General features: G+C 30.9%; 3 protein-coding genes. All 3 read left to right on the forward strand.

Going from position 1 to position 1,671, the window contains the following annotated elements:
• Positions 1 to 73: 73 nt before the first annotated feature.
• The 3 genes from IQ05_RS15265 (at position 74) to IQ05_RS15275 (ending at position 1,416) form a co-directional block, all read left to right on the forward strand.
• Entirely contained in the window at positions 74 to 667 is a 594-nt protein-coding gene (locus IQ05_RS15265) for a hypothetical protein (RefSeq protein WP_144894324.1), read from the forward strand.
• Positions 668 to 878: 211 nt separating this feature from the next.
• Positions 879 to 1,130, forward strand: coding sequence for a type II toxin-antitoxin system ParD family antitoxin (locus IQ05_RS15270; RefSeq protein ID WP_073211048.1), 252 nt, complete (start codon positions 879 to 881; stop codon positions 1,128 to 1,130).
• A complete protein-coding gene (locus IQ05_RS15275) occupies positions 1,123 to 1,416 on the forward strand; it encodes a type II toxin-antitoxin system RelE/ParE family toxin (RefSeq protein ID WP_078226410.1) in 294 nt (97 codons plus the stop codon). Before IQ05_RS15270 ends, IQ05_RS15275 begins: the two co-directional genes overlap by 8 nt.
• The last annotated feature ends 255 nt before the right edge of the window (positions 1,417 to 1,671 follow it).

Consider the following 1,671-nt stretch of genomic DNA (forward strand, 5'->3'; position numbering starts at 1 on the left):
GGCTTAATTTAGTCCCAAACCCGCTGTAGTGCCAGAACGTTGTGTGCAATATTAAAAAAACCTTAGAGTTGAAATGACATTAAAAATTATACTTACAATTACCGTTTTGACAACATTTTTATCCTGTAAACAAAATAGCAGATATTTAAGAATTGAGAAAAAATTTACTGACAGAGATCAACTAATAAACAGCATACTTCCAAATAAAACAATTTTGTACTGGAAATATGTAGAGACATCTTCAAATAAAGTAGTCAAAGAAGTTGGTGACAAAAAATTATTATCAAGTTACAAAATAGAAGAACCTAATCAAGGTTTTTTTGTAGAATGCCACCCTGGATTTTGCTATTCATATATAATTTACATTGACAATAATGGGTTGAATTATGTCACAGATGAAAAGACATTATTAAATTTTATTGGAAAAATTGACAATATCTCAGAAGCAATTTTAGTTGGTAAAACACAAGGACTCTGGATAGATAAAGAGAATGAAAGAGGAGGGTCTTATAAAAAAACTAAAAAGGGCTATGAGATGAACCTTTTAAAGTATAATGGTTGTCCAGAAACTTACGAATCAGTATTTTTTGAGATTAACTTTAACGGTTATTTTAAAATGAAATCAAATGGAATTTATAAAAAGACTGGAAATTGCATTGTCTCATAAATACTGCACACAACAGGCGTTTGGCAAGATTGGGGTTTTAGGCTTAATTTAAAGATGGTCTTGTACTTGCAAAGTTTAGTCTTTAATCGAAAAATTAGGCTTCCTTAATCCCCAAACTCGCCAAGCGCCGGGACGTTATGTGAGATTCCAAAAAAAAATACGGGATAATTTGAAAAGTTACCATTTTTTGGTAACTTAGCTAAAAAAAATTATGGGACGAAATACTTCTATATCGCTAGGTAATCATTTCGAAAGTTTTATCGAACACAGTGTAAATGATGGAAGATTCAATAACGCAAGTGAAGTTGTCAGAGCCGGTCTTCGTCTTTTAGAAGATGAGGAAAATAAAATTGTAGCTTTAAGAAAAGCGATTAATGATGGAATTGATAGTGGACGTGCAGTAGATTTTGATGCTAAAAAACATCTTAACGTTTTAAAAGCAAGAAAAAAATCAAATGGCTAAATATTATTTAACAAATAAAGCTGTTGATGACTTAACTGAAATTTGGGATTATACAATCGAAACTTGGTCTGAAATGCAAGCTGAAAAGTATTATGATTTACTTTTGGCATCCTGTGATGATTTAGCAAATAATCCAGAACTTGGCAGAAACTATGATATAGTAACAAAAGGAATATTAGGTTTTAAATCAGGTGAACATATTATCTTCTACTCAATTATATCAAAGAACGAAATAGAAATCGCAAGAATTCTTCATGGAATGATGGATTTAAAAAGCAGACTATAAGGAACCTCACATAACACACGTAGCTGTTGCGCAACTCTCTTAAAAAAGTAAAATTTCAAGATAAGGATAAAAAACAACCTCGTTTAAGGACATTTAAGCGAGGTTTATTTTTGGTTTTAGGTTGTAGTTTGTAAAAATAAAATGCCTTAAAAAGTCGGTATTCAAGTCTATGAAAGCTGTTTTTAGAGAAGTTGGTACTTTTGCTTGTATTTCACTTACAACTCCGGCTTTTGTTTTTGTTTTTTTGGTGATAAA

The sequence above is a fragment of the Flavobacterium tiangeerense genome, from assembly GCF_007830355.1.
In the GTDB taxonomy this organism is placed as follows: domain Bacteria; phylum Bacteroidota; class Bacteroidia; order Flavobacteriales; family Flavobacteriaceae; genus Flavobacterium; species Flavobacterium tiangeerense.